Genomic DNA, 20454 nt, shown 5'->3' with positions numbered 1-20454 from the left:
AATATGCATAAATTATCCCTACTATTATGTTTACTTATTTGCATAAGTAGTTGTAAATCTACTAAAAAAACGACCTCGTATTCTAAAACAAATAGCATATCTGCATCGAATAATACTATTGAAACAAACAGCACATCTAACGACGCTGTTTTAGCACCAATAGACCGTGAAGCATCCAAACATTTAGGAACAGAATTACGCGATTATGCAAAACAATTTGAAGGGGTGCGTTATAAATATGGCGGAACTACAACTAAAGGCATGGATTGTTCTGGCTTAGTTTATGAAACTTTTAAAGCTTATAATATTGATTTACCTCGAGTTTCTAGAGACATGGCCCTAGAAGGATCTAAAATTAATATAGAAGATGTACAAGTTGGAGATCTTTTATTTTTTCAGACCAACCCAAAACGAAATACTATTAATCATGTGGGTTTAGTTGTTGCATCTAGAACTGGTAATGTGGAGTTTATTCATTCCACCACAAGCAAAGGCGTTATAACATCTTCGTTAGCAGAACGTTATTGGTATTATTCCTTTAAAGAAGCTCGCAGAATTCTCTAATTATTAGTACCTTACTGTTATGAAGTTAGGTCACTTTATAATAGTAAAACTCACATTCTTTTTAATTTTAGGTATTTGTATAGGATATTATATATACATACCTTTAGAATGGACTGCCATAATTTGTGTTGTATTACTTGGTGTGCTGGGTGTAATTTTAAAGCTAAACATCTCTAGCTTTAAGCCTCCTGCATCTTTTGGTTGTCTTGCCTTTTTACTCATGATTTTTATCGGAATATTTAATGTAAATATTCACAATGAAAAGTTACGAAAATCTCATTATTCCCATTTAAAAACGTCAGAAAGATATATTACTTTTAAAATTAAAGACATTCTAAAACCTAATGCATATTATGATAAATATGTAATTGATATTTTAAAAATTGATGACAAGACAGTTTCAGGAACAGCTTTAATTAACATAAAAAAAGACTCTTTATTTAAGCAATACGACATAGATAGTGTATTATTAACTACAGACACTTTACAGAACATTTCTCCGCCACTAAACCCAGCTCAATTTAATTACAAAGTCTATTTAGAGCGACAGTATATTTACCAACAGATCACCACAAGTAAATCTAGGATATTAGAACTTAAGGCTACTAAACATTCTGTGTTCGGGCTAGCATATAAACTAAATAAATACATATACAAGCAATTAAAAAGTTACCCATTTGGTACAGATGAATTTGCAATTATAAATGCTTTACTACTTGGCCAGCGTCAAGATATATCAGAATCATTATACACAAATTACACTAAAGCTGGCGTTATACATATATTAGCAGTCTCTGGTTTACATGTTGGGATATTACTTTTGTTATTAAATTTTGTTTGCAGGCCTTTAGAACGACTCCCTTATGGCAAACCTATAAAAACCATCTGTATTATTATATTAATGTGGAGTTTTGCTTTTTTAACAGGACTATCGCCCTCTGTAAGCAGAGCGACACTTATGTTTACTTTATTAACTATTAGTATAAACGCTAACAGACCCGCTAACACATTTAATACCGTCGCAATTTCTGCATTTTTACTTCTTTTATTTAAGCCACTACTTATTTTTGATGTAGGCTTTCAGTTAAGTTATCTGGCAGTGCTAAGCATTATTACCATACAGCCTAAACTTAATAGTTTATGGTTTCCGAAACACAAACTGATTAGAATAGCTTGGAATACGCTTACAGTTACTACTGCTGCACAAGTGGGCGTTTTACCTTTAAGTATTTATTATTTTCATCAGTTTCCTGGCTTATTCTTTCTCTCTAATTTATTAATCGTGCCTTTTTTAGGCTATATATTGGGTTTAGGCATACTAATAATTGCATTAGCAATGTTGCAGCTATTACCTCATATTTTAGTTACTCTTTTTAATAAGACTATTAGTTTAATGAATGCTATAGTAAATTGGATTGCAGGACAAGATCAATTTTTATTTAGTGCCCTCTCCATAGAACTCAGTACACTAATTTGCATATACTTTATAATGCTTTGTTTAATTTATTTATATACAAATCCAAAATTTAAATCGGTAACCTTGGTTTTATTGTCATGCATATTGCTTCAAACCAATTTAATCTATAGCGCATGGTCACGTTCTAATGAAGAGTGGATTATATTTCATAAAAACAGAAAAAGCATAATTACACGCTTAACTAAATACGATTTAAAAATACACCATACAGATTCTTCAGACCTCTCTAAAAGCTACCCTATAAAAGCGTATATTAATTCTAAAGGTATACAAACTTATAGCAATACCCTTTTAAAGCCTGTGTACACTATAGAAAACAAAAAATTACTCATAATTGATAGCTTAGCAGTATATAAAGTTAGTTCTTTTAAGCCAAATTATATTTTACTTACTAATTCACCTAAAATAAATTTAAACCGTGTAATAGATTCTATACAACCCAATGTCGTCATTGCAGATGGCAGCAATTATACATCTTACATTAAACGCTGGAAAACAACTTGTGATTATAAAAAAATCCCTTTTCACCAAACAGGTAAAAAGGGAGCATATATTTTTAAAAACTAAAGCTGTCTATTCTACAAATTCGGGTACAAAGGACTCGAAATAAGCGTTAACAACTTCTTGACTGTCTAATTCTTTATACTTATCTGTAGAAAATAATTTTAAGTACAACTCTAATTGTTGAGGATTCTGATAACCACGAACAGGCGTAATAACTTGAGCCGTTTCATCTAAAAACACTATGGTTGGATAGGCATTAACACCTAAGGCCATCGTAAACTCATGTACAGAATTTCTTCGATTTTCTTTTGCAGGGTCAAAATTAGGATTTTCGTATACTTGTTCTTGATAAGTAATAGACTCTTTACCTTCAGCATTAAATTTGACCGCATAATAATTTTCATTTACATATGCGACAACATCTTTATTTTGAAATGTGTTTTTATCTAACATTTTACATGGACCACACCAATTAGTATATGCATCCATCATTATTTTTTTAGGTTCTTTTTTCTGAAGTTTTAGCGCTTCATTAAAACTTAACCAATTAATTTCTTGGGCATTTACAATTCCTACTGCAAAAATAAGAACCAATATAAACAATCCTTTTTTCATAATTATCAATTCATTTTACTCTAATAATACTGCTTTATAATGCATTTAGTCTAAAATACAAAAAGCACCTTACAACTAAGATGCTTTTTAATAATTTTAACCATATCTGTGTTAATGAACACCATGCATTAATTTATTTACTTTTCGAGTTAAGGCCATAATAATTAAACCTGCACCAATAGGAACACACGTAAAAATCAAAAAGAATGTACTCATATCGTAAGCAGCTGTAATTTTATCTATAAGTCCACCCATAGTTCCTGCAGCTTTATTTCCTAATCCTACAGCTATATACCAAAGGCCAAACATTATCCCAATTTTGGTAGCTGGCACTAATTTACTTACATATGATAGTCCTACTGGAGATAAAGACAATTCTCCTAAGGTGTGTAATAGATAAGCTAATATTAACCATATTATACTCACAGATGCGGTTTGAGCTCCCTGCGGAATACTTGCAGAACCATAAGCTAAAACTCCAAAACCTAAGCCTAATAATACTAAACCAATTCCAAATTTAACAGTTGCAGGCGGATTGTATTTGCTTTCCCAAATTTTAGAAACTAAAGGAGCAAAGGCAATTATGTAGAAAGAATTTAAAATCCCAAACCAAGAGGCAGGAATTTCTGTATTTTCTTCTCCAAATTGTTCTTTAAGCATATAAATAACAATTCCCCAAATGATAGCAAAACTTAACCCTAAAGCTAAATTAGATAATTTATATTTAGCGAAAGTAATTCTGAACAACTGTAATAACACATATGTAATAATTATTAATGGCACTACAGTGAGTAATGTGTTTGCAATTCTAAAAATCGTAGCCGAATTTCCTTCTAAAACACGATTTGTATAATCTGAAGCAAAAATTGTCATAGATCCACCAGCTTGTTCAAAAGCAGCCCAAAAGAATATGGTAAAAAATGCAAGTATACCTACCACAATATATCTATCTGTCTGGACCTGTGAAGATACCACTTCTTCTTTAATTGCCGTACTCTCAGGTTCTATATTTTGAGGGTCTGCATCAAAACTTAAAGTCTCTTTAGGAGACAATCCTATTCTTCCAAAAATAGTTTGGGCTAACCAAAACTGAACCATTCCCAAAAACATAAAAACGCCTGCTAAACCAAATCCATAGTGCCACCCCACAGATTCTCCAATATATCCACAAAGTAAAATTCCTAAAAAGGCGCCAGCATTAACACCCATATAAAAGATAGTAAATGCACCATCTTTTTTGTCTTGTGCATTTTTATAAATACCATTAATAATAGAAGTAATATTAGGCTTAAATAATCCGTTACCAGCAACCAATAGACCGATTCCTAAATATAGACTCCAAGGTGTATCGAAAGCCATTGCGGCATGCCCCAATGTCATGATTAACGCTCCAATAGCTACTGCACGTCTGTAACCAAAGAACTTATCTGCTAAATAACCTCCAATAATTGGAGAAAAATACACTAGCATAGTATAGGTCCCATAAAGATTTAAGGCATCTTCTCTACTCCAGGCCCAACCTCCATCTATAATTGCAGAGGTTAAGAAAAGTACTAAAATGGCACGCATTCCATAATAAGAAAAACGCTCCCACATTTCGGTAAAGAATAATACGAACAATCCTGAAGGATGCCCCATTAAAAGTTTACGATTCATATCTGAACCTTCAAATCTAAAATTTGCTACACTCATTATTAAAAATTTATATTCGCTTATTTAACATCATTATTTAATGAGCCATCTCGTGCTCATTATCTTCTGCTCCATGAGTTAAACGTTTTAAAGGTTTTAGCAATAAAATGAATAACGTTCCTACTATTATTGTAAATATTAAAATTCCAGAAAAAATCGAATATTCTCCAAAATCTGATGCAGACTCTCCAATAATACCTGCTACTTTATTACCTAAACCTGTAGCTGCAAAATACACTCCCATCATTAAAGATGCATATTTAACAGGTGCTAATTTTGTAATAAAAGATAAAGCAACTGGTGAAATACACAATTCACCCATAGTATGGAAAAAGTAAGCTAAAACTAACCAAATCATACTAGACGTTCCTGATTTTTCAAATTCCATTGCTGCAAATACCATAAACAGGAATCCGAAGCCCATAATTATAATTCCTGTTGCCATTTTAAATAATGAAGAAGCTTCTTTAGATTTTAACTTTCTAGAGGCCCAAAAATTAGCAACTCCTGCTGCAAATAAAATAATGAACCCCGCATTTAAGCTCTGAAACATACTTGTTGGAATTACAAATAACCCAAAGAAATTACGATCTGTTTTGGTATCTGTATATAAATTCATTAATCCTCCTGCTTGTTCAAAAGCACCCCAAAAAATAATTACCATTATAAAAGACAACAGTAAAACCACGAAGCGATCTTTATAAACTTGAGTTTCTAGATCTTTATAAATCATCATTAATAATGCTGTAATAGTTGTAAGAAATAAAAACAATAATCCATAACCCCAATCCATAGTATACCAACCATACAATGATAATGCTAACAGGATTACCGAAATAACTAACTGTTTTGGTGACTTAAATAATTTTGAATACAATTTACCATAAGACACTTCATCTGTTTCATTATCAGAAACTACATGATTTCCAACTTTAACCAAATACTTTTGCCCTGCAACATAATTTACTAAACCAATTAACATCACTACACCTGCCAAACCGAAACCTGCGTGCCAACCCCATTTAGCTACAACTGCACCAACAACCATAGTTGCTAAAAACGACCCTAAATTAATTCCGATATAAAAAATACTAAACCCTTTATCTCGTCTAATGTCGCCTTCTTGATATAAACCACCAACCATAGTTGAAATATTAGGCTTTAATAATCCTACACCTAAAATAACGAGCCCTAAACCAGTATAAAATGCCCAAGTATCTTTAAGCACCAATACAGCATGTCCCATACATAAAATTATAGCTCCATATAACACAGATTTTTTCTGACCAATAAGTTTATCTGCAATCATTCCTCCCGGAATAGACATAATATATACTAACATAGTATACCAACCATACAATGCCAAAGCCTCTTTACTTGTCCAACCTAAACCAACACCTCTAGGATCTTCCCCTAATGCTGAAGCAGCCATGTATAAAACTAAAATGGCACGCATTCCGTAATAGGAAAAACGCTCCCACATTTCGGTTAAAAATAAAATATACAACCCAACTGGTTGTCCAAAGAGTTCTTTTTGATACGGTTCTAAAATTTTCTCAGCCATAAATACATGTAATTGTAGATTGTAATATAAGTTTAGTTGTTATTTAATTTATCTCCTAGCTTCTCATCCAAGAAATTAGTCATTTTAGTATACAAATGAAGTCTTGTATTTCCACCGTATATTCCATGATTTTTATCTGGATAAATCATCCACTCAAACTGTTTATTAGCCTGAATTAGAGCTTCAATCATTTGCATAGAATTCTGTACATGTACATTGTCATCTCCTGTACCGTGTACCAATAAAAAGTCGCCTTTAAGCTTATCTACATGGTTTATTGGCGAATTCTCATCATATCCAGAAGCATTTTCTTGAGGTGTAGTCATGTAACGCTCAGTATAAATAGAATCATAAAATCTCCAGCTTGTAACAGGAGCCACAGCAATTGCCATTTTAAAAACATCGTTTCCTTTAAAAATAGCATTACTACTCATAAATCCACCAAAGCTCCATCCCCAAATTCCGATACGTTCACTATCCACATAAGGGAGCGCTCCTAGTTGTTTTGCTGCCTGAATTTGATCTTCTAACTCTAATTTACCTAACTCCTTTTGTGTTGCTTTTTTAAAATCGGCACCTTTTAATCCAGTACCACGACCGTCTACGCAAGCTACTATATAGCCTTTCTCTGCTAACATTTCATACCAAAAATCGTTTGCACTTAACCACGTATTTGCAACGCTTTGTGAACCTGGACCTGAATATTGATACATAAATAAAGGATATGTTTTAGAAGCATCAAAATTAGAAGGTTTTATCATCCACATATTTAAGTCGTTACCATTAACATGTATTGTGCTAAACTCTTTTTTAGCGATATCGTACGTTGCTAACTGCTCTTTTAAGTCTTTATTATCTATAATTGTTTGAAGCACTTTTCCTGATTTAGCGCTGTTTAAAGTATACAACGGCGGAGTTGTAGCGCTAGAATAAGTATTTATAAAATATGTGAAATCTGCACTAAAGGAAGCTGAATTAGTTCCTTCTTTATCAGACAAGCGTTTTTTATTTTTTCCTTTTAAAGATATGCTATACACATCACGATTTATAGAACCATTTTCTACCGACTGATAAAATATTTTTTTAGATTTTTTATCATATCCGTAATAGTTAGTCACTTCCCAATTCCCCGATGTAATTTGATTGATTAAAGTTCCGTCTTTTTTGTAGTGGTAAATATGATTGTAACCATCTTTTTCACTAGTCCAAATAAAACTATTGTCATCTAAAAAAGTCAAGTTATCTGTTACATCTACATACGCTTCATCTTGATCTGTAAGTACCAATTTAGAAGTCATATTAGAGGCATCAATCATCCATAAATCTAATTCATTTTGATGTCTATTAGTATATTGGGCACTTAACACATTGGCTTCGTTAGTCCATTTAATTCTTGGAATATAAAAATCAGAATAACTTTTATCTAAAGACACTTCTGTTGTATTACTTTTTTCTAAGTCGAAAATATGAAGTGAAACCTCTGAGTTTGCTTCACCTGCTTTAGGATATTTAAATACATTCTGAGATGGGTATAAATCTGTTCCGTAAACATCCATAGAGAATTCAGGAACTTTAGTTTCATCAAATCTTATAAATGCAATCTTGTTACCTGCTGCATTCCACTCAAAAGCTCGTACAAAGGCAAATTCTTCTTCATAAACCCAGTCTGTAATACCATTAATAATCTTATTATCTAAACCATCTTTTGTCAATTGTGTAGTCTTGCCGGTTTTTAAATCTTTAATAAATAAATTATTATTTAAACCATAAGCTACTTTAGTCCCATCTGGAGAAAATGTTGGCTCTTGTATTTTTTCATCTGCAATTGCAGTAACTGTTTTTGTAGTTGTATCGAATACAAAATAATAGCCTAAAGTAGACCGTCTAAAAATAGACTCAACTTGTGTTGCTAATAATACTTTACTTTCATCCTTACTAAAAGTATAATCTGTAAAATAATCAATATCAGATAAATCCCTTGAATTTACTAATGTTTTTACTTTACTTAATGTTTTATAATCGTAGATATCTATAGAAGTAGATCGTGTTTCTCTGTTAAAATCTAACACAGAATACTCTTGCCCATTAACCATAGAATGCAGAGATTCCATACGTTCGGTACTAAAAGTTCCTGTCCAGATGTCTTGTAAAGTAATTTGTTTTTTTTGTGATGAAACTAATCCTGTCATTAGAAAAAATAACAGTAATAGAGGAGTGTAATGCTTCACGTATAATTGTTTAAAAATTAGTTAAAATTGAAGAAATTTTAAAAGTCCCCAAGTTTACTAAAAATTAACGAAATTACCACTTCAATTAACAGTTTATATGATCAAAACGATATAATAAATCCTTACTTTACTTTTAATAAGTACTATATTTGTTGCGTTTAAATAAAAATTAAATGCACAACAAAACAATTTCAGGTTTTTCAAAACTATCTAAGTCTAAAAAAATTGATTGGATTGCGAACACTTACTTTTCAAATCAAGACAATGCAAAAACTATTCTAAAACAGTATTGGAATACCGATGAGAAACTTCAGCAACTTCACGACGAGTTTATTGAAAATACCATATCTAATTACTATTTACCATTAGGTGTTGCGCCTAACTTTTTAGTTAATGGAAAAATGTATGCTATACCAATGGCTATAGAGGAAAGTTCTGTAGTAGCTGCGGCAAGTAAGGCCGCTAAGTTTTGGTTAGATCGTGGAGGATTTAAAACAACTGTAATCTCTACAACTAAAATCGGGCAAGTGCACTTTATGTACAAAGGTGATACTGCGCACTTAAAATCTTATTTTAACACCATCAAACCTCAGCTATTAAAAGCTGTAAGCTCTATAACCAAAAATATGGAGAAACGTGGTGGCGGCATTTTAGATATTGAATTACGCGATAAAACTGCAGACCTTGCTAATTATTTCCAACTACACGTATCTTTTGGTACTGCTAATGCAATGGGTGCTAACTTTATTAATTCATGCCTAGAACAGTTTGCAAAAACATTTAAAACAGAAGCCTTAAATTTTAAAGAGTTTACACCAGAAGAGCAGCATATTGAAATTGTAATGAGTATCTTATCTAACTACGTACCCGATTGTTTAGTACGTGCAGAAGTAAGCTGTAAGGTTGAAGAATTAACTGAAAGCGAAAGTATCTCTGCCCAAACATTTGCTAATAAATTTGTACAAGCTGTAAACATAGCAGAAATTGAACCTTATAGAGCTGTAACTCATAACAAAGGCATCATGAATGGTATTGATGCTGTGGTTTTAGCCACAGGAAATGACTTTAGAGCTATTGAAGCTGGCGTACATGCTTACGCATCCAAATCAGGAAGCTATAGCAGTTTATCCCATGCGAAAATTGAAAATGACATATTTACATTCTGGATGGAAATCCCTTTAGCTTTAGGAACAGTTGGTGGCTTAACAAACTTGCATCCTTTAGTTAAACTAGCTTTAGAAATGCTTGGTAAACCATCGGCAGAAGAGTTAATGCAAATCGTAGCTGTTGCAGGTTTAGCTCAAAATTTTGCTGCAGTGCGTTCATTAACAACAACAGGCATACAGGAAGGACATATGAAAATGCATTTAATGAATATTTTAAATCAATTTGAAGCGAATTCTGAAGAAAAAATCACTTTAGTCAATCATTTTAAAACACATGCCGTATCGCATAGTGCTGTTGTTGAAGCTTTAGAAAAACTACGTCAGTAATGAATCGATTTTATAGCAATGGCAAACTCTTAATTACTGCCGAATATTTAGTTTTAAACGGTGCTGAAGCTTTAGCATTGCCTACTAAATTTGGACAATCGCTTATTGTAGAAAGTAATGAGAATACCGTATTAAACTGGCAAAGTTATAATATTGAAAACTCGCTTTGGTTAGAAGCTCAGTTCTTTTTAAAAGATGATATTTTACAGTCTAAAACAAGCAACGAAATCACAAACCGATTGGCGTCTATTTTAAATACAGCGAAAACTATGAATCCGGAGTTTTTAAAACAAGATATCGGATATACCATAAAAACACATCTAGATTTTCCTACAAATTGGGGCTTAGGCACCTCGTCTACTTTAATTAATAACATTGCAGATTGGGCACAAATTAACCCATACAAATTACTAGAACTTACTTTTGGAGGAAGCGGTTATGACATTGCTTGTGCCAGTAACAACACCCCAATTATTTACGCTTTACAAGACAAATTACCAACAGTAAAACCGGTATTATTTAATCCGGAATTTTCTAAACACATCTATTTTGTACATCTTAACAAAAAACAAAATAGTCGTGACGGTATTGCCCAATATAAAACCAACACTACAGATAAATCCAAGGCGATTACAGCCATTTCGGAAATTAGCAAAGCCTTATTAACTTGTACAGATATTAATGCATTTAACAGTTTAATAGAAGCACATGAAACAATTATTGCTGAAGTAATAAACTTAAAACCTGTAAAAGGCGTTTTGTTTCCTGATTTTAATGGCAGCATTAAAAGTTTAGGAGCTTGGGGTGGCGATTTTATTATGGCTAGCTCACAAGAGAACCCAACAGCTTATTTTAAACAACAAGGCTATGATACCATACTCACTTATCAAGATATGATTTTATAAGACTCCTGTTTAAATTTACATTCTAGCTTAATTAATATATTGGTGTACTTTATTTAAATTAAAACACCATAAACAAAAAAATCCTCATCAAAAGATGAGGATTTTTTAATTTATAATTATAATTATTGAACAGTTTCCGCTCTATTATCGTCTATATCTGAAGCGTCTTTTAAGGCTTCATATAACTTAGTATTTACAGCATTAGCTTTTTGCTGCCCTACACGATTAGCAAAAGCTTGGTAGTTTTCTAATTTTGGAGCTGGAATAACTTTTGTTACTTCAACCATATATACTCCATTTTCTCCTGTAATTAATTTAGAAGTCTCTCCTTCTTTTAAACCAAATGCAGCACCTACAATAATAGGTTCTCTACCAGCACCAGAAATTGTTGGGTTTTTCATATTAATTGCTGAAGCTGTTTTTACTGTTTGGTTTTCTTCTGAAGCTAGAGCATCTAATGTCGTTGCTTTAATACGATCTTTAATAATAGCTGCTTTTTTCTCTTTACGTAATTTAGGAAGCACAATTGCTGAAGCATTTTCTACAGACATTAAACCTGCTTTATTTTTAGCTGTTAATTGTACAATTACATATCCGCCAGAAATATTAAAACGTTTAACATCTCCTACATTTGTTTCTTCATCAAATGTCCAACGTACAATTTGACGCTGACTACTTAAACCAGGAATGTTTTCTTGAAGTATTTCTATACCTTTTACAGGTCTTACGCTATAATCGTTTTCTTTAGCTACGGCTTGAAAATCTTTATCTCCAACAGCAATTTCAAATTTAGATGCATCTCTAAACACTTTATCAACTGTAGCATCAGATGGTTCAATTTGTCTAGCTATTGTAGCAATTTTAACTGCTCTTTCTTTAGAGGTTTGATCTAAAATTTCAATTACATGGTAACCAAAGTCAGTTTTTACTACCCCAACATCACCTTTATTATGCTGAAAACTATAATCTCTAAATTCTGGCACCATTGCATTATAAGTAAACCAGTCTAAAACACCTTCTTTTTCATTACTTACTTTATCTGCAGATAAGTCTAACATATCTACAAATTTCGCAGGACTCGCTTTAACGATAGCCATAACACTGTCTGCAGTTTTCTTAGCTTCTGCTTCTGTTAGTGAGGTTTCTGCAGTTGCTCCACGAGACCCTACAAAAGGAATTAATATGTGTCTTGCTTTAACAGAATCTGGCATAAAAGTTTCTGAAACTAATTTAGAAAGTTTATAGTAACCGTTATCTTTATAAGGTCCATAAGTACTTCCAACAGACTTATTATATAAACTATCTGCTAAAAATTTAGGTAAAGCCGATTTAAACACAAAACGATTATCGTATTTAATATCTGAATTAGAATTTACAAAAGTTTCATTGTCTTTAACTTGTGCAAAACCTAAAATAGTATCGTTTGTTTTTGTAACATCGTTATATACTATAGAGTTATCTAATAAAGCAGTTAATGAAGAAGCTATTTCTTTTTCATCTTCTAATGAAGCAATTTCTCTAAACTCTACAAAATTAATATCTCTAGAAGCTTCTACTTCAAATTCTTTTTTATGGTCGTTAATATAACTAGAAATTTCAGATTTAGATACTGCAACTGTACTATCTGGTATAGAAGAATAAGGTACTTGTACATATCTTATATCTACTTTATTATTTTCTAACTCATGTTCTACTTTTCCTTCTGCTAAAGTTCCTGTAACTCCGGCTTTCACCATATTTACATAGTCTTGTTGCATACCGTTAGTAGCAATAGATTGTTCGTAATCTATCCATTGTTGGTAAGCTTCTGCAGATGTAGCTTTTAAACTAGCAATGTATTCGTTTAATTTATTCTCATCAAATAAACCGGCTTCATTTTGAAACTCTGGGCTTCCTGCTAAAGTAGTTTTTAATAAATCACGCATTTGATCACGCTCAACACTAAATCCTAAAGTCTCATATTGAGATGCCATTACGGCCTGTCTAACTTCTTGCTCCCATACACTATTCATTGCTTGTGTATTGGTAACGCCTTGTCCCATTTGTCTTTGTGCATACTCAACTTTACGTAAAAAATCTTCTCTTGAGATTTCTTTACCATTTATGGTAGCAACAATATTTTGTGATTTATTAGCTAAAGCACTTCCGTTTTGGAATAAACCAGAAAGCACAAAAGAAAACAATGCTAATGCAATGATTAAGATTAAGAAAAGCGAACGTTGTCTAATTTTATTTAAAACTGCCATTTGTCATTTAAATTATATGAAATATTGGGCGCGAAAATACCATTTTCTATTTAATAATAAAAACAGAAAACATCAATAATTCATTTAATTTCTAGGAATTACAAAAATTAATCAGGCTTAACTATCCTTAGTGCTACTAAGTCAATTTTTGTATTAGAAACTTCAAGGATTGTAAACTCAAAATCATTAATTAGGACAACCTCATGTTGTTCCGGAATTTCTTCGGTATGATTTACAATAAATCCTCCTAAAGTTTCATAGTTTTCACTTTCGGGAATATTTAATTTGTAGTTTTCATTTAAATAATCGACTTCAATACGTGCAGAAAATGTGAAATTTTCTTCGTCTCTTTTTTCTTCTATAAAATCTATAGTATCATGCTCGTCTTCTATCTCTCCAAATAATTCTTCAATAATATCTTCTACTGTCATTATCCCAGAAGTTCCGCCGTACTCATCTAATACTACGGCAATACTTTTTCGTTTTTTTATAAGGACGCTCAACACGTCTTTTATAAGCATGGTTTCCGGCACTAATTCTACAGGAAGTATAATAGATTTAATAGTTTTTGGTTTTTTAAAAAGCTCGAAAGAGTGTACATACCCTAAAATATCATCAATAGTATCTTTATACACTATAATTTTAGAACAGCCTGTTTCAATAATTAAACTATTTAAGCTTTTGGTGGGCTCTTGGACTTCTACAGCTATAATTTCTGTTCTAGGCACCATAACTTCTCGAGCTTTAACCTCAGAAAATTCGAGTGCATTTTGAAATATCTGAATTTCAGAATCAATGTCGTCATGTTCTTCTACAGACTGCATTTGTTCAGAAATATAATTCCCTAATTCTACTTTTGTAAAGGCAAGTTGTACCTGATCGCCTTCGGTTTTAAAAAATCGTTTTAATACAAAATTTGACACCCATAATACAAAATCTGAAATTAAACTAAACAACCAGTAAAACACATAGGCAGGTACGGCAAAGAACTTAATTAGAGTATTAGCATAAATCTGAAAAAACACCTTAGGCAAAAACTCGGCTGTAATTAAAATAATAAGTGTAGACAAAACAGTTTGACTTAGCAAACTTAAATCATCAAGCATATAATTTACAAACGCAGAGCTAGATGGCAACATAGATTGAAACCAAGTCACTAATAAATCCCCCATAAAAAACCCATATATAACCAAAGCTATATTGTTACCAATAAGCATGGTTGCAATGAATTTTGAAGGCTTTGCAGTAAGTTTTGTTAAGACGTTTGCTAAAAAACCATCCTGTTTTTTTTCAATTTCAATATGGATTTTATTAGACGACACATAGGCAATCTCCATACCTGAAAAAAATGCAGATAGAATTAAGGATACAATGATAATGATGATAGCGGTTGTCATCTATAGCAACTAGTCTTTATTATCAAATTTTTTATTAAATCTCTGTCTAAAGAAAAACATAAAAACGGCAGCTGCACCAAGCAATAATGAGCCATAAGACAGAGTGCCTGTAGCCATATAATTAGATACTACGTCGTAGAAAAATACAACAGCAAATATTAAATATGCATATTGAAAAAACTTAAATGTTTTATTCATAAGTAATATAAAAATTAAATTTATTGTAAAGGTAGCGAATTATTCGTCAAGTGTAATAATTCCGTTAATTTCAAGCACTTCTGCTTCCTTAAAATTAACATCAGAATCAAAACCATTTCCATTTATTAAATCGCCTTTAGTTCTAAATTTAACAGGCTGATTTGTGGATAACCACTGCTTATTTTGATCGTAGTATAACTGATCTGCAAACAAAGTATCGTTAGTAGAGGTTGCTAAAACTACATGTCCTTGCATATCTATTAAACCTGTTTGATCGTACACTATAGCATAATCTGAGATTACCGTACTTTTATTATTGTCTTTATCGTACAGATATAAATGTACACCCTCTGGAAATTCTGAAAAAGCAAACTCCCTGTTGGAATAATCCAGCATTTTAGGACTTATTAAATTTGCCTTTAATCTTCCAGAATCCGTGTATTTAAGATTAATAACTTCTGCAACACCAATAGGTTCGTTAGCAGAAACATCTAATTTATTAACCTCGTTTAAGTTTTTACCACAAGAAACAAACATGGTCATAACTATTGCTATGACCATGAATAAATCTTTATTATGTTTTAATAACATCTTTATAAATTAGGTACTGTTACACTCGCACCAATCCAACAACCAATACTAATGTTTTGTCCTGCATTCCCTTCTGAGAAAATATCAGATTTTTGAGGTGCTTTAGCTCTATAGTTGGCAGCTGATTGTGCTGCATGAGATTTTAAAGTAGCATCTACTCGTCCTGCTTTTGAAGCTTCATCTGCTGCTAACCAAAATACGGCACGTTTATTAAATGTAGAATCTCCACAATTATTAGCACTTGCTGCATACATTGCTGCTATTTGTAAGTGAGGACGACCATTAGACGGGTTTAATTTTAAAGCCTCACGGTAGTAGCTTCTTGCTTTAGAATATGAGTGACTTGCTTTTAATTTATCTGCAATTTTACTGTATAATTTTGCTTTTTTATAAGAGTCTGTTTCTAAACTTAAGGCTTGTTCGTAATACTTAAGTGCTTCACTACTTTTATTCTCTTTATCTTTTAGGATCCCTAAGTAGTATGCTGAATTTGCCGACGGATTTAAGTTGTGGTAAGCATTTACTAACTTAAAGAATAACGGATCACTTGTACATTCTTTATCAGACATTTTACCAGCAGCTCTTTGTAACCAAACTGCATCTGTTTTATGTGCTTCAAAATCCTTCTCATATAACGGAATTAAGTTTTCACAATTTGCGCGCTCACCTAACTTACCATCTATACTTCCACCAATTTTAGCATACGCATCTAAATAGTTAGAATAATAGTTTTTGTATTTTAACTCCTTACTAGTTAAAGCTGTACCCGCTTCTTCTTTCTCTATTAATTTATTTAATTTTTCAGAATAATTTTCTACTTCTTCATCAACTCGCTCTACAACATCATCGTATTTGTTAAATAAATCTTGAGCTGTTTTTTGTTTTGCATCATATAAATCTACCATTAAAGAAAAGTAAGCATAAATCGCTTTAGGCTTTACAAAATTTTCTCTATCTGTAGTATACGCTTTATCAAATGCGTTATAAACATCTAAATCAGACAATCCTAATTCTGATCTGAACTCATATTTTTCTAGAGCTTGATCTGTTAAAACCTCTCCTTGAGATGATCTACTAGGAAAGTTGGTATATTCTTCATCATAAAACTTAATTATATCCTCTATATAAGCTTTCTTTTCTGCTCCTGAAGAATTTTCAATTTTGTGATTTAAAATCTTAAATCCATCTATATAAATTGCCTTGTTAAATTTTGGGCAAGCCTTTCTCACTTCCATCCATGGCGTATAAGCTGCATCATAATTTTTAGCTTTTACGTATTCGTGAAAAATAGATAATTTAGTAGTACATTCTTCTTGAGTTTGGGCAATAGCGTTTGTAAACCCTAAACATAATACTGCTACTATTAAAGTAACTTTCATTTTCATAATTTGTTTTTTTTGAGTAAAGTTAATCATATTTCTGTGTAACGTACAATCCATCATTTTATGATAATATGGCGCTAAAGTTAATAAAGTTTTTTTTAACTAAGTCTGTGTTTAAGACTTCAACCTATTCTTTTTCGAATCTCTCAAAAAAAAACAAGGAAAACACATTTATTATCAACTTAACACCAAAACACATGCCAAACATACAAACTACATTCAAATTACTTATAATATCTATAAATTTAATTTTAACCCTACTTTAATTCATAAGATACTAACAATCGTTTAATTTAAGCTTTACTGGGTTAAACTAATAACTCTTATAGAGAAAATATCTTATATAAAATTATTAGTCTGTATTAAACCGTAATACTGAATTTAAGCCTTGTAATAGGAAAGTTGAAGACACAAATATGCTACATTTTAATTGTTTTGACAAAAATTCTGCGTCTCCTCCAGTTAAAACAATTGTTAAATTTTCGTATGTATTGGTATATTGTAAGATAGTCCCTTCTATTTCATTTATAATCCCAAAAACAATTCCAGAATGGATAGATGCAGCTGTAGAATTACCCACAATATCTTGGGGCATTTCTGGTTGTAATAAGGGTAATTTAGCAGTATAATTATGTAAAGCTTTATATCTTAATTGTAATCCTGGCGAAATTCCGCCTCCTAAGTATTCTGCTTTACTAGACACAAAATCGTAAGTAATACACGTCCCTGCATCTATAATTAAAACATTTTTATTTTTAAATTGATGAACTGCTGCACAAACTAATGCAACTCGATCTAGACCTAATGTTTTTGGGGTTGCATACAGATTGGTAAAAGGCACAGGTGTTTGATGATCTAATACAAACAGTTTACAAACGCGCTTTATACTTAAAAGGTCTGCTTCTTTTACATTACTTACGGCAGATATTATTCCGTATTCAATAAACTGATGCTTCTCAATAAATTTTTCAAAATTTTTTAAAAAATTTTCTGCCGACACTATTTTTTTATCCAAAACTCTATTTAATTCAAAAACAGCAAGTTTTATAAAAGAATTCCCTACATCAATAATTAAATTCATAGCCAAAGTTTAAAAACACGAATTTACAAAAGCATTTTTTATAAAATAATTTTGGAGAAGTAAAAAAAGGTTGTATATTTGCACTCGCAATTACGCACTGGTGCCTTAGCTCAGTTGGTAGAGCAAAGGACTGAAAATCCTTGTGTCCCTGGTTCGATTCCTGGAGGCACCACCAGAAAACCCTGAAAACATTACGCTTTCGGGGTTTTTGCTTTTTAAAACTTTCTTAAACCTATTGTTTTTCATACCACTAACAACTTTCATTTAGGCTATTTTTTTACTGTTTAGAGCTCAAGAATAACTTTACGCTTTACTATTTTTACTCAAGAACTTAATAAGTAATGTTATGGCTATTATCGGTAATATAATTAAAGGTGTTATACAAATTAAAGACTCGTTAACCCCAGAATCTAACCCTGTTGAAAATCAAAAAGAAGTTTTAAAATCGTTATTAGACACTGCCAAGCATACTGCTTTTGGAAAGCATTATAATTTTGAAACACTTTTAAAACAAGATAATATTCAGGAAGCATTTTCTAATACCATACCTTATTTTGACTACAATAAAATCAACAAAGTATGGTGGCACCGCTTACATAATAATGAGGAAGATATTACATGGCCAGGAAATCCAGATTATTTTGCTTTAAGTTCTGGAACTACAGGAAAAACAAGTAAACGTATTCCTGTAACCAAAGCTATGATAGATGCCATTAGAAATGCAGGAATACAACAGGTTTTTGCATTAAATGCATTTGATCTACCTGCAGATTTCTTTGAAAAAGAAATCATGATGTTAGGTAGCTCTACAGATTTAATTGAGAAAGAAGATCATTTTGAAGGAGAAATTAGCGGTATAAGCGCAAGCAATATTCCGTTTTGGTTTCGCGGGTACTATAAACCAGGAGAAGACATTTCTAAAATAGACGATTGGGATGAACGTGTTCGAAAAATAGCAGAAAATGCAAAAAACTGGGATATTGGAGCTTTAAGTGGTATACCCTCATGGCTAGAACTTATGCTAAAAAAAGTGATAGCACATCACAATTTAAATAACATTCATGAAATTTGGCCAAACCTTCAAGTTTACACCACAGGAGGTGTTGCATTTCAACCTTACGAAAAAAGTTTTAATGCACTTTTAGATCACCCAATAACCATTATAGATACATATTTAGCCTCTGAAGGATTTATTGCCTTTCAGGCTAGACCCGAAACCACATCTATGCAATTGGTTACTGATAACGGAATATATTTTGAATTTGTACCTTTTAAACCCGAATATATTTTAGAAGATGGTTCGCTTACTGAAAACGCACCCTCAATTACTTTAGAAGATGTACAACTTGATACCGACTACGTACTTATTATTAGCACTGTTTCTGGTGCTTGGCGTTATATTATCGGAGACACTATTATGTTTACCGATATTGAACGTGCTGAAATTAAAATTACAGGACGCACAAAATTCTTTTTAAATACAGTTGGATCTCAACTTTCTGTGAATAAAATGAATGATGCCATGATGCATTTAGAAAATACATTTGGAATGAAAATTCCTGAATTTACAATTTGTGCGAAAGAATTTGAAGATGGATTCTATCATTGCTGGTATTTGGGCACAGAAAACACAACCCAAGACACCACCAAAATAGCTGAAGCCATAGACACCTTTTTAAAAGATGCCAATAAAAATTATGCAGTTGCACGATCTAAAGCCTTAAAAGGACTTAAAGTAAAACTAACCTCTCCCGATACTTTTGCCAATTGGAATGCTAGAAATAAAAAGAAAGGCGGACAAGTAAAAATGGAACGCGTTATGAATGAAGAAAAATTTAAAACCTGGGAAGCTTTTGTTAAAAGCTAAACTACTCTGTTTTTAGTTTTTGATCGCGCTCCTCTATTAATAACATAATTTCCTCTGGAGACAAATAGAAACGTTTAATCCGGTTTTTATAACTGTCTGGTATATTAGCATTATCTAAAATAAAATTTTTAGTTGCAATAATGTAGTCTTCCATTCCATGGATAATTGCGAAAGAATCTGCATTGCGCTCTGCTTCTTTTATAAATTTTTCTGAAAACAAATACTTAAATCCAAAACGAATTAAATTAAATGTAGACCTATTTTGATAATCACAAATATGACCTAACTCATGTCCCAACCATCCCACAATAACATGAGACGGAATAAGTTTAGTCGAAAATTCTGAATCGGTAATTTTTATTTTTTTGCTTATAAATATTACATAACGTCTACCTTTTTTTCCCTTTAATAAACTCCAAAATTGAGGCTGAGCCTGCATAGTAGATTTCTTAATTTCTTTTTTAAAACGAATATCAATTTCAACACTATCTAATTCCGGATAAAAGGACAAAGCCTTTTTGGCTTCTTCTTGAATAGATTTTGGTGCAGAATGATAGTTAGATATTAAAACAGTAGACATAGCTTGAGATTGTAACAAGATTACACTTAGAATTAATAATATTTTAGAAAGCAATCCTTTCAATAAAATT

16 protein-coding genes and 1 tRNA gene are annotated in these 20454 nt (G+C 31.8%); 6 read left to right on the top strand and 11 right to left on the bottom strand.

What is annotated here, in order from left to right:
• Positions 1 to 3 precede the first annotated feature (3 nt).
• Positions 4 to 564, top strand: a complete 561-nt coding sequence (locus FNB79_RS06345; protein ID WP_143380514.1) for a C40 family peptidase — start codon at positions 4 to 6, stop codon at positions 562 to 564.
• A gap of 19 nt (positions 565 to 583) precedes the next feature.
• Positions 584 to 2608: a ComEC/Rec2 family competence protein gene (locus FNB79_RS06340; RefSeq protein ID WP_143380513.1), complete on the top strand. Its 2025-nt coding sequence runs from the start codon at positions 584 to 586 to the stop codon at positions 2606 to 2608.
• A 6-nt stretch (positions 2609 to 2614) separates the two neighbouring features.
• Here FNB79_RS06340 and FNB79_RS06335 read toward each other — a convergent pair whose 3' ends face one another.
• The 4 genes from FNB79_RS06335 to FNB79_RS06320 form a co-directional block, all read right to left on the bottom strand.
• Positions 2615 to 3160, bottom strand: coding sequence for a thioredoxin family protein (locus tag FNB79_RS06335; protein WP_143380512.1), 546 nt, complete (start codon positions 3158 to 3160; stop codon positions 2615 to 2617).
• A gap of 111 nt (positions 3161 to 3271) precedes the next feature.
• Positions 3272 to 4852, bottom strand: a complete 1581-nt coding sequence (locus FNB79_RS06330) for a peptide MFS transporter (protein WP_143380511.1) — start codon at positions 4850 to 4852, stop codon at positions 3272 to 3274.
• Positions 4853 to 4889: 37 nt separating this feature from the next.
• Entirely contained in the window at positions 4890 to 6416 is a 1527-nt protein-coding gene (locus FNB79_RS06325; RefSeq protein ID WP_143380510.1) for a peptide MFS transporter, read from the bottom strand.
• A gap of 32 nt (positions 6417 to 6448) precedes the next feature.
• A complete protein-coding gene (locus tag FNB79_RS06320; RefSeq protein WP_143382572.1) occupies positions 6449 to 8605 on the bottom strand; it encodes a S9 family peptidase in 2157 nt (718 codons plus the stop codon).
• Positions 8606 to 8817: 212 nt separating this feature from the next.
• On the opposite strand from FNB79_RS06320, the gene FNB79_RS06315 reads away from it, so the two are divergent.
• Entirely contained in the window at positions 8818 to 10137 is a 1320-nt protein-coding gene (locus FNB79_RS06315; protein WP_143380509.1) for a hydroxymethylglutaryl-CoA reductase, degradative, read from the top strand.
• Positions 10137 to 11042: a GYDIA family GHMP kinase gene (locus tag FNB79_RS06310; RefSeq protein WP_143380508.1), complete on the top strand. Its 906-nt coding sequence runs from the start codon at positions 10137 to 10139 to the stop codon at positions 11040 to 11042. The genes FNB79_RS06315 and FNB79_RS06310 overlap by 1 nt, the downstream gene beginning before the upstream one ends.
• 122 nt (positions 11043 to 11164) lie before the next feature.
• Here FNB79_RS06310 and FNB79_RS06305 read toward each other — a convergent pair whose 3' ends face one another.
• From FNB79_RS06305 to FNB79_RS06280, 6 genes are all read right to left on the bottom strand, one after another.
• Positions 11165 to 13288, bottom strand: coding sequence for a peptidylprolyl isomerase (locus tag FNB79_RS06305; RefSeq protein WP_143380507.1), 2124 nt, complete (start codon positions 13286 to 13288; stop codon positions 11165 to 11167).
• Between the two features lie 107 nt (positions 13289 to 13395).
• Positions 13396 to 14685 (bottom strand): hemolysin family protein, encoded by a 1290-nt coding sequence (locus tag FNB79_RS06300; RefSeq protein WP_143380506.1) that lies wholly within the window; start codon positions 14683 to 14685, stop codon positions 13396 to 13398.
• Between the two features lie 9 nt (positions 14686 to 14694).
• Complete coding sequence (locus tag FNB79_RS06295; protein ID WP_143380505.1) at positions 14695 to 14883, bottom strand: hypothetical protein; 189 nt, start codon at positions 14881 to 14883, stop codon at positions 14695 to 14697.
• 39 nt (positions 14884 to 14922) lie between these two features.
• Positions 14923 to 15444 (bottom strand): LPS export ABC transporter periplasmic protein LptC, encoded by a 522-nt coding sequence (gene lptC / locus FNB79_RS06290; RefSeq protein WP_246073339.1) that lies wholly within the window; start codon positions 15442 to 15444, stop codon positions 14923 to 14925.
• Positions 15445 to 15476: 32 nt separating this feature from the next.
• Positions 15477 to 16859: a hypothetical protein gene (locus tag FNB79_RS06285; protein WP_143380503.1), complete on the bottom strand. Its 1383-nt coding sequence runs from the start codon at positions 16857 to 16859 to the stop codon at positions 15477 to 15479.
• Between the two features lie 349 nt (positions 16860 to 17208).
• Entirely contained in the window at positions 17209 to 17937 is a 729-nt protein-coding gene (locus FNB79_RS06280) for a type III pantothenate kinase (RefSeq protein WP_143380502.1), read from the bottom strand.
• Between the two features lie 99 nt (positions 17938 to 18036).
• Here FNB79_RS06280 and FNB79_RS06275 point away from each other — a divergent pair.
• Positions 18037 to 18112 (top strand) — tRNA-Phe (locus FNB79_RS06275).
• Between the two features lie 171 nt (positions 18113 to 18283).
• On the top strand, positions 18284 to 19804 hold the full coding sequence (locus FNB79_RS06270; protein ID WP_143380501.1) for a GH3 family domain-containing protein: 1521 nt from the start codon (positions 18284 to 18286) through the stop codon (positions 19802 to 19804).
• Position 19805: 1 nt separating this feature from the next.
• On the opposite strand, the gene FNB79_RS06265 is transcribed toward FNB79_RS06270, so the two are convergent.
• Positions 19806 to 20447, bottom strand: a complete 642-nt coding sequence (locus tag FNB79_RS06265) for a hypothetical protein (protein ID WP_246073338.1) — start codon at positions 20445 to 20447, stop codon at positions 19806 to 19808.
• Positions 20448 to 20454 lie beyond the last annotated feature (7 nt).

Source organism: Formosa sediminum (assembly GCF_007197735.1).
Taxonomy (GTDB): Bacteria; Bacteroidota; Bacteroidia; order Flavobacteriales; family Flavobacteriaceae; genus Formosa; species Formosa sediminum.
Note: the sequence above shows the minus strand (reverse complement) of the source record. Positions and strands in the feature narration are given on the sequence as shown.

Coding starts and splice junctions, on each gene's coding strand:
- FNB79_RS06345 (WP_143380514.1), top strand. CDS start 4: ATGCATAAATTATCCCTACTATTATGTTTACTTATTTGCATAAGTAGT.
- FNB79_RS06340 (WP_143380513.1), top strand. CDS start 584: ATGAAGTTAGGTCACTTTATAATAGTAAAACTCACATTCTTTTTAATT.
- FNB79_RS06335 (WP_143380512.1), bottom strand. CDS start 3,160: ATGAAAAAAGGATTGTTTATATTGGTTCTTATTTTTGCAGTAGGAATT.
- FNB79_RS06330 (WP_143380511.1), bottom strand. CDS start 4,852: ATGAGTGTAGCAAATTTTAGATTTGAAGGTTCAGATATGAATCGTAAA.
- FNB79_RS06325 (WP_143380510.1), bottom strand. CDS start 6,416: ATGGCTGAGAAAATTTTAGAACCGTATCAAAAAGAACTCTTTGGACAA.
- FNB79_RS06320 (WP_143382572.1), bottom strand. CDS start 8,605: ATGACAGGATTAGTTTCATCACAAAAAAAACAAATTACTTTACAAGAC.
- FNB79_RS06315 (WP_143380509.1), top strand. CDS start 8,818: ATGCACAACAAAACAATTTCAGGTTTTTCAAAACTATCTAAGTCTAAA.
- FNB79_RS06310 (WP_143380508.1), top strand. CDS start 10,137: ATGAATCGATTTTATAGCAATGGCAAACTCTTAATTACTGCCGAATAT.
- FNB79_RS06305 (WP_143380507.1), bottom strand. CDS start 13,288: ATGGCAGTTTTAAATAAAATTAGACAACGTTCGCTTTTCTTAATCTTA.
- FNB79_RS06300 (WP_143380506.1), bottom strand. CDS start 14,685: ATGACAACCGCTATCATCATTATCATTGTATCCTTAATTCTATCTGCA.
- FNB79_RS06295 (WP_143380505.1), bottom strand. CDS start 14,883: ATGAATAAAACATTTAAGTTTTTTCAATATGCATATTTAATATTTGCT.
- lptC (WP_246073339.1), bottom strand. CDS start 15,444: ATGGTCATAGCAATAGTTATGACCATGTTTGTTTCTTGTGGTAAAAAC.
- FNB79_RS06285 (WP_143380503.1), bottom strand. CDS start 16,859: ATGAAAATGAAAGTTACTTTAATAGTAGCAGTATTATGTTTAGGGTTT.
- FNB79_RS06280 (WP_143380502.1), bottom strand. CDS start 17,937: ATGAATTTAATTATTGATGTAGGGAATTCTTTTATAAAACTTGCTGTT.
- FNB79_RS06270 (WP_143380501.1), top strand. CDS start 18,284: ATGGCTATTATCGGTAATATAATTAAAGGTGTTATACAAATTAAAGAC.